We start from the raw sequence: 7817 nt of genomic DNA, 5'->3' as shown, positions 1-7817 counted from the left end.
CCCAATCCCCTCCCGCCCAGAAAACCCGCCTTACAACCCCGGAACAGTAACTCGTATAGACGTCCTCCCTACACATCTGATAAAGAATTTTATACTTGCCTTACGGGGGGTTTTGGGATATACTTTATGTAGTTTATGCAATTGAATATGCGTTCTGTGTTTTGAGATATGGGGCGCGGCTCACACCAAACAGGAGGAATTGCAATGATAGAAGCAACAAGCTGTGGCGGTGTGGTTATTTTCCGTGGGAAGATTCTGCTTTTGTATAAGAATTTCAAGAACAAGTATGAAGGCTGGGTGCTGCCCAAGGGAACGGTAGAGGCAGGAGAAGAATATAAGGATACGGCGCTCCGGGAGGTTCTTGAGGAGAGCGGTGCCAGGGCATCCATTATCAAGTATATCGGGAAGAGTGAGTATACCTTCAGTGTGCCGGAGGATACGGTGGACAAGGAGGTTCACTGGTATCTGATGATGGCCGACAGTTATTACAGTAAACCACAACGTGAGGAATATTTTGTTGACTCCGGATTCTATAAGTATCATGAGGCTTATCATCTGCTCAAGTTTGCCAATGAGAAGCAGATATTGGAGAAGGCCTATCATGAATATCTGGATCTCAAGAAGAAGAATTTGTGGGGCAGCAAAAAGTATTTCTGAGGTTTCCGGCAGCCGTCCGGGAATTTTACACAAAAAAGGCGGTAAGGCGGAATGGACATTATTCCATGCCGCCTTTCTTCAATCAAATTCTTCCTTATTGTATAAAAGAGGCAGAAACAGGCAAATTTGTAAATAGCAGGTAAATGTTCAGGGTAACAGGCTGCTGCAGTGCAATGCCGTAATCTGCTTCGGAAAGAAAGTGACAGGCACAATGAAGTTCTACAGACATTTGTATGTCAGTGAAAGCATCCGCAATCCGGAAAAAGTGAAATGGAAGCTGAGGGCGAATGCCGGGCAGTTTTCCATCTATATTATTGCATTGGCGAAGTCTGATGATCAGCTGGACATTTTCCATTGTGCTCTTTTGCAGCAGAAGTTTTACGATAAGGAGGATCTGTTTATCGTAGGTCTTGCCGCAAGCTACACGGAAGCCGTGGATATGGTAGTCGCCATGACGGAAAAGGTGGTCAGGGAAACCGGGAGCGCGGATATCAAAAAATATATTCTGGAGCACAGATAAGCAGGAGCTGAAGCCATGGGAATCGTAATCGGTATTTTAAAAACAGTGGGCGTTATCCTGCTCATCATTCTGGCCGTTCTCCTTCTGATTTTATGTTTGGTTCTTTTTGTTCCGGTCAGATATCGGGCCAGGGGCGAAATTCCGGCAGAGGGTAAGCCTCATGGAATTATCCGTCTGACCTGGTTTTTTTCTTTCCTCAGCTATAGTCTGGAATATGACACGGGCAAGTATGAGAAGAATTATCTTTCACAGCTGAAAATATGCGGTTTTCGTTTCCGTATGAAGCAGAAGGTGCCGAAGGCAGCGGCGGCTGATGAAAAAAAGTCTGTTCCGGGCGGGGATGATGCCGGAAAAAGTGCGGAAGAGGAGAAGAAGCCGGAAAACGAAGGGCAGCGTTCGGGAGAAGCTGTCCAGAAAGTTCAGAAGCTTCAGGAAAAAGACACCGGCAAAGAGCGGAGCGCGCAAGGCCGGGAGGACGGAAGCTGTAAAGGCGAAGAACAGAAGGGTGTAGAGATAAAGGGAAAGAAACCGGAAGAAGAATCAGAACAAGAGTCAAAACCGGAAGGAAGGTCAAAGAAGGAATTTGAAGAAAAGGAAACAGCTTCACACAAAACCGCTTGGTGGGTACGCCTCAGTGATATGCTTTCTTCTTTCTTTAAAGCTGTTAAGGAAACTTTTCAGAATATTCAGTACACAATCAGTAAGCTCTGTGATAAAATAAAGCAGATCCGGGACAATATAGATTATTATATAGATGTTCTCACATTGGATGAGACACAATTGATCCTGAAAAATGTACATGGGGAGGCGGGAAGGCTGCTGCGGCATCTCAGGCCCCGGAAAATGAAGGTGGATTTCATTGTTGGAACCGGGGATCCCGCATCTACGGGCCAGATATTGGCCATACACGGAATGCTGTACCCGATAATTGGCGAGACTGTCCATATCAGTCCCGATTTTGAAAAACCCCGCCTGGAGGGAGAGTTTGATATCCGCGGCAGGGTGCGGTTCGTGGTGGCTTTTGCCGCGGTGCTCCGCATTATACTTGATAAGAAGACCTGGAGATTCGTCAGACGGCTTAAAAAGGAGGAAATGACAAATGGCAGAAAAAAATAACGGCATCAGTTCCGTAATGGAATCCCTGCTGAAAGGCGCCAATGCTTTGATGTCAACTAAGACGGTGGTGGGAGAGGCGACAAAAATCGATGATACGATTATAGTTCCTCTTGTTGACGTCAGCTTTGGCGTAGGTGCGGGAGCCAGCTGCAACGGCAGCAAGGACGGCGGAGCCGGAGGCTTGTCCGGGAAAATGACTCCCAGTGCGGTTCTCCTGATTAAAAACGGCCAGACGAAGCTGGTTAATATTAAAAATCAGGACAGCGTTACCAAGATACTGGATATGATTCCCGACCTGGTGGATAAGTTCACTACCAAGGATGAAACGATGATGAGCGATGAGGAAGCTGAAAAAGCGGCGTTTCCTTCGGAAGATGATGAGGTAATCGATTAGTGAGTTTCAAAAGAAAAACCCTGGCCTGCTGCCGGGGTTTTTCTTTTGTCATTAATAGTTCTGGCAACAAAGCATCGGACGGCCTGCGCCGGCATACTATATTAGTAAAGCCGCCAGGAGTAAGCAGATGCAGCAAATGTGGAAGTTCGTAGGAATTATCGTATTCAGTATCGCCTTTGGCATGGTTCTAACACTGCTCATTTCCAACAGGCTTGCCGGGCTTATCGTGGCAGTTATTCTGCTGCTGGTGAGCTATAATATGATTTTCTGCGAAAAATAGAGTAAAAGCAGTATCAGGCAATACGGCCCAGACATACCGGCCTTAGGGCAATTTTCAAATATGCTCCAGCCTGTATCACACATTTAAGGCACAAAAAAAGACTGTCTGTAAATTCGATACCGAATTCTGACAGTCTTGTCTTTGTGTCAATCATTTCAACAGACCTCATAGCAAAGGGATTAATTCCCCGGAATATAATTCCTTGGGAGATTAAATCTCAGGAAACAGTTCCTTTTATGCTCTTTCTACTCTGCCGGACTTAAGACAATTGGTACATACGTGCATTTTCTTGGATGCGCCGTTCACCTTGCATTTCACGCTTTTAACATTTGAGTTCCAGATATGATTGGATCTTCTATGGGAATGGCTTACGTTGTTTCCAAAATGAACACCCTTACCGCAAATATCACATTTTGCCATCTTCGCACCTCCTAAACCATAATAATTTTTCAGACCACAACATGTGTATAATACCAGAAAAATAATTATTTGGCAAGCAAAATTTGCCGGATTATCTGAAAATTAAATAAGACTTCCATTTTTTCCGGAAAGCGGTTATAATAATCTTATATTTTTCGGTAAGAAAGAAGGAGGTACTACATGAAGGGCTCTTCTATGAATACCCATATGGGCAATATAACCATCGATAAAGAAGTTATTGCGCAGTATGCTGGTACAGTGGCAATGGAATGCTTCGGTATCGTCGGCATGGGAATCACCGTGAAGGACGTAGTGAAGCTTTTAAGAAAAGATAATCTGGCCAAGGGCATTACGGTAACAATTAACAATAATAAACTGACACTGGACTTCCATGTAATTGTTTCCTATGGTGTTAGTATTCTGGCTGTTTCGGACAACCTGATAGATAATGTGAAGTATAAAGTGGAAGAATTCACCGGAATGGAAATTGAGAAAATCAACATCTTCGTAGAAGGTGTACGAGTGATTGATTAAGGAGGACTTTAGTTGTGAGTTTAAATACTATAGACGCTAAGGTATTTGCGAAGATGTTCTTAGCAGGCGCCAAGAATCTTGAGAGTAAAAAAGAATGGATTAATGAACTGAACGTATTTCCGGTTCCTGACGGAGATACGGGTACTAATATGACCCTCACAATCATGTCCGCCGCCAAAGAAGTGGCTGCAATGAAAGAACCCGACATGATGACTCTTGCAAAGGCTATTTCCTCCGGTTCCCTCCGCGGTGCGAGAGGGAATTCTGGCGTTATCCTTTCCCAGCTTTTCCGCGGTTTTACCAAGGGTATCCGGGAGTATGACGAGATAACCATCCCGATTCTTGCCGCCGCAGGGGAAAAGGCTGTGGAGACCGCATATAAAGCGGTAATGAAGCCTAAGGAGGGAACCATCCTTACCGTGGCAAAGGGCGCTTCCATGAAAGCGCGTGAGCTTGCCGACGCAGGTGAGACAGATATGGAGAAGTTTATCCGGGAAGTCATTGAGCACGCGGAATATGTTCTCAGCCAGACACCGGAAATGCTCCCTGTCCTGAAGCAGGCGGGCGTGGTGGATTCAGGCGGACAGGGGCTTATTGAAGTGCTTCACGGTTCCTTTGACGCTTTCCTTGGCAAGGAGATTGATTTCTCGATCAGCGAACCTGCACAGAGCTCATCCCGCCAGTCTGCCGTGAATGCCAGCCTGGAAGCGCAGGCCAATATGGAAATCAAGTTTGGTTACTGTACGGAATTTATCATAATGCTGAGCAAAACTTTCAATATCAAGCAGGAGATGGATTTCAAGGCATATCTGGAATCCATAGGCGATTCCATTGTTGTGGTTGCGGATGATGACGTGGTCAAGGTGCACGTACATACCAATGACCCCGGACTCGCAATCCAGAAGGCATTGAAGTATGGCGCCCTTTCCAATTTGAAAATAGATAATATGCGTCTGGAGCATCAGGAGAAGCTTTTCAAGATGTCAGGGGATGCACAGGATACCACGGAATCACCTGCGGCGGAAGAAGAGACGGCTGAACGCAAGGAAGCCGGGTTTATCGCGGTTTCCGTAGGCGAAGGCATTGATGAGATCTTTAAGGGACTTGGTGTTGACCATATTATAGCCGGCGGCCAGACCATGAATCCAAGCACTGAGGATGTAATAAACGCCATCAATCAGGTAAATGCGGATACGGTTTATGTGCTGCCCAATAATAAAAATATTATTCTTGCAGCCAACCAGGCGAAATATCTGGTAGAGGATAAGAAGGTGATCGTAGTTCCCACCAAGACCATTCCCCAGGGTATTACGGCTGTGATTAATTATGTCCCGGATATGGGCGCAGAAGAGAATGAAACCTCCATGACAGAGGAAATCTGCCATGTAAAGACCGGCGAGGTTACCTATGCCGTAAGGGATACTGTCATTGACGATAAGGAAATCAAGCAGGGAGACTACATGGGCATCGGGGATGCCGGCATCCTTTCTGTAGGCGGTGATATTGAAGAGGTTTCCTTCCGCATGGTGGAAGCCATGATGGATGAGGATCTTGAGCTTATCAGCATCTATTATGGCGCAGACATCACGGAAGAGGCGGCGCAGAAGCTGAAGGGCAGAATCGAAGCGGAATATCCTTCCTGTGACATTGAGCTGCAGTACGGCGGACAGCCGATTTATTACTATATTATTTCAGCAGAATAAGCCTGAAGGTTTCTTTCAGACGACTGATTCATGCAATGCCGCGGGCAGGCCTGCGGTATGCATACGGTATAAAAATGGATATCAATACGGAATTAACAGCAATCAAAGGAATTGGAGAAAAGACGGCAGGTCTTTTCTCCAAGCTTCATATTATGACAGTGGGGCAGCTTTTAACGCATTATCCGCGGGATTATGACAAGATGGAATCCACCGTAACGGTTTCAGGTCTTGTCCCCGGGAGGGTATGTGCGGTCAGGGCTTCCGTTATCGGAACGCCTTCCACGAAGCATGTCCGCAATCTTTTAATCACTACCGTTCAGGCCGGGGATGCAACCGGCCTTTTTCGTATCACTTTTTTCGGCATGCCTTACCTGCGCAATATGCTTAAGCCCGGCATGACCTATGTATTCCGCGGCGTATGCCAGGAGGGAAAGCCGCTTCGCATGGAGCAGCCCAGGATATACAAGCCGGAGGAGTATGCCCTCCTGCAGGGAACTCTCCAGCCCAGATATGCGCTGACCATGGGCCTGACCAATAATGGTGTGAGCAAGGCGGTGCGAAGGGCGCTGGAAAGCATCACCTTGACGGAATACCTTCCGGCTGACATCCGGGAGGAATTCCGTCTCATTCCTTATGCAGATGCGTTGGAAAAGATCCATTTCCCCCAGAGTACGGAGGAACTGATGGAATCCCGGAGAAGGCTGGCCTTTGACGAATTCCTGGAGTTTTTCCTGGCGCTTCGGAAGCTGAAGGAGGACAACCAGGTCCGCAGGGTGGAAGAGCCGCTTGCTTGCGTGCAGGATACGAAAAGGCTCCTGGCGGGCCTTCCTTACCGGCTGACGGGCGCCCAGCTGAGGGTATGGTCGGAAATAGAAGCGGACATGTGCAGTGAAAATGCTATGAACCGGCTGGTGCAGGGGGATGTGGGAAGCGGGAAAACAATTCTGGCTTTTCTTGCGCTTCTCATGTGTGCGGCCAACGGAAGGCAGGGCTGCCTGATGGCGCCCACCGAGGTGCTTGCCGTCCAGCATTATGAAGCCCTTCTTGAGATGAGCGAAGAATATGGACTCTGCATACGACCCGCACTGCTGACCGGTTCCCAGACCGCGAAGGAAAAACGTGAAATTTATGGGAAAATTGCAGCCGGGGAGGTCAATGCTATCATTGGCACCCATGCGTTGATTCAGGAAAAGGTGGTATACCGGCGGCTTTCCCTTGTCATTACCGATGAACAGCATCGTTTTGGCGTCAGGCAGCGGGAGACTCTGGCGGATAAGGGAAAGGACACCCATGTGCTTGTCATGAGCGCAACGCCGATTCCCAGAACGCTTGCCATTGTTTTGTACGGAGATTTGCATGTATCCGTCCTGGACGAGATGCCTGCCGGCCGTAAGCCTATAAAAAACTGTGTGGTAAATACCTCTTACCGCCAGACTGCCTATGCTTTCATCCGCAGGCAGATTGAAGAAGGGCATCAGATCTATGTCATCTGTCCCATGGTGGAAGAAGGAGAGATGGACGGGCTGGAAAATGTATTGGACTATGCGGAAAAGCTGAAGCTTGTTTTCCCTGACACCATCCGGATTGCCGCGCTTCACGGAAAGATGAAGCCTGCGGAAAAAAACAGCATTATGGATGCTTTTGCCAGAAAGGACATCGACATTCTTGTTTCCACCACGGTTATTGAGGTGGGAATCAACGTTCCCAATGCAACCGTCATGATGGTGGAAAATGCGGAACGCTTCGGCCTGGCGCAGCTGCATCAGCTCAGGGGGCGGGTCGGCAGGGGCGATGCCCAGAGCTACTGCATTTTTATCAGTGGTAATGACAATGAGCAGACCATGAAACGCCTGAAAATACTGAACAGCTCTAATGACGGCTTTCATATTGCCAATGAGGATCTCAAGCTCAGAGGTCCCGGAGATTTGTTCGGTATACGGCAGAGCGGGCTGCTTGATTTTAAAATAGGAGATATTTACCAGGATTCCGATCTTCTGCTTTCCGCCAGCAGCCTGGCTGACCGGATCGCAGCTGAGGATCCGGAGGAAAATAACAGCAGATACAGCCTGCTTTACGAGAAGGAAAAAGAGAACTGGAATTCCATTGACTTTAGGAGCATCTGACGGTAGAATGAATTTATTCTCTGCCTTCGGAGCATAACCGGTGTTGCAGGGGAAACGGAGAAGGTGACAG

The 7817-nt window shown here is 47.6% G+C and carries 9 protein-coding genes; 8 read left to right on the top strand and 1 reads right to left on the bottom strand.

From position 1 onward, the window contains the following. The first annotated feature begins 204 nt into the window (after positions 1–204). The 5 genes from HMPREF1548_RS00135 to HMPREF1548_RS29290 all read left to right on the top strand — a co-directional run bounded on the left by HMPREF1548_RS00135 (position 205) and on the right by HMPREF1548_RS29290 (position 2967). Positions 205–657 (top strand): NUDIX hydrolase, encoded by a 453-nt coding sequence (locus HMPREF1548_RS00135; RefSeq protein ID WP_025490010.1) that lies wholly within the window; start codon positions 205–207, stop codon positions 655–657. Positions 658–868: 211 nt separating this feature from the next. Beyond that, positions 869–1177 (top strand): hypothetical protein, encoded by a 309-nt coding sequence (locus HMPREF1548_RS00130; RefSeq protein WP_021633557.1) that lies wholly within the window; start codon positions 869–871, stop codon positions 1175–1177. Positions 1178–1192: 15 nt separating this feature from the next. Beyond that, a complete protein-coding gene (locus HMPREF1548_RS00125; protein WP_021633556.1) occupies positions 1193–2293 on the top strand; it encodes a DUF2953 domain-containing protein in 1101 nt (366 codons plus the stop codon). Next, positions 2277–2687, top strand: coding sequence for a GerW family sporulation protein (locus tag HMPREF1548_RS00120; protein ID WP_021633555.1), 411 nt, complete (start codon positions 2277–2279; stop codon positions 2685–2687). The genes HMPREF1548_RS00125 and HMPREF1548_RS00120 overlap by 17 nt, the downstream gene beginning before the upstream one ends. A gap of 127 nt (positions 2688–2814) precedes the next feature. Continuing rightward, the gene (locus HMPREF1548_RS29290) at positions 2815–2967 is read left to right on the top strand and encodes a hypothetical protein (protein ID WP_021633553.1); all 153 of its coding nucleotides are present in this window, start codon (positions 2815–2817) and stop codon (positions 2965–2967) included. A 234-nt stretch (positions 2968–3201) separates the two neighbouring features. On the opposite strand, the gene rpmB is transcribed toward HMPREF1548_RS29290, so the two are convergent. Continuing rightward, entirely contained in the window at positions 3202–3387 is a 186-nt protein-coding gene (gene rpmB, locus HMPREF1548_RS00115) for a 50S ribosomal protein L28 (protein WP_025490009.1), read from the bottom strand. Between the two features lie 180 nt (positions 3388–3567). Here rpmB and HMPREF1548_RS00110 point away from each other — a divergent pair, with 180 nt between their 5' ends. The 3 genes from HMPREF1548_RS00110 to recG all read left to right on the top strand — a co-directional run bounded on the left by HMPREF1548_RS00110 (position 3568) and on the right by recG (position 7747). Continuing rightward, positions 3568–3921, top strand: coding sequence for an Asp23/Gls24 family envelope stress response protein (locus tag HMPREF1548_RS00110; RefSeq protein WP_021633552.1), 354 nt, complete (start codon positions 3568–3570; stop codon positions 3919–3921). 14 nt (positions 3922–3935) lie between these two features. Beyond that, a complete protein-coding gene (locus HMPREF1548_RS00105) occupies positions 3936–5624 on the top strand; it encodes a DAK2 domain-containing protein (protein WP_021633551.1) in 1689 nt (562 codons plus the stop codon). 74 nt (positions 5625–5698) lie between these two features. After that, entirely contained in the window at positions 5699–7747 is a 2049-nt protein-coding gene (recG, locus tag HMPREF1548_RS00100) for an ATP-dependent DNA helicase RecG (protein ID WP_025490008.1), read from the top strand. Positions 7748–7817: the final 70 nt, after the last annotated feature.

This window comes from Clostridium sp. KLE 1755 (assembly GCF_000466465.2).
Lineage (GTDB): Bacteria > Bacillota > Clostridia > Lachnospirales > Lachnospiraceae > Eisenbergiella > Eisenbergiella porci.
This window is presented reverse-complemented; position numbering and strand designations above follow the sequence as displayed.